General features: G+C 42.0%; 1 protein-coding gene. It reads right to left on the bottom strand.

Annotated elements, in window-relative coordinates; translation table 11 throughout:
• The coding region (locus RYX56_RS22320) for a glutamate--tRNA ligase family protein (protein ID WP_317124117.1) at positions 1-274 on the bottom strand (274 nt) is incomplete at both ends.

The raw sequence follows: 274 nt of genomic DNA, 5'->3' as shown, positions 1-274 counted from the left end.
ATCCGTTCAAATAGATCAAGGTTCTCCTCAATAGAGCGGTCCCGGTATGGGCTATTCTTGCCGGGTTCCGTAAGTGTACCGCGGTATTCACGAATTTCGTCAGCATTTAAGTCATCGACATAGGCAAGCCCCTTCTTGATTAGAAGTACAGCACGATTATACATTTCATCGAAATAATTGGAGGCAAAAAATAAGTTGTCCCATTCATAGCCGAGCCATTTTACATCTTCTTTAATGGAATTGACAAATTCAATATCCTCCTTCGCCGGATTTG

Source organism: Alkalihalophilus lindianensis (assembly GCF_032843265.1).
GTDB lineage: Bacteria > Bacillota > Bacilli > Bacillales > Bacillaceae_D > Alkalihalophilus > Alkalihalophilus lindianensis.
This window is presented reverse-complemented; position numbering and strand designations above follow the sequence as displayed.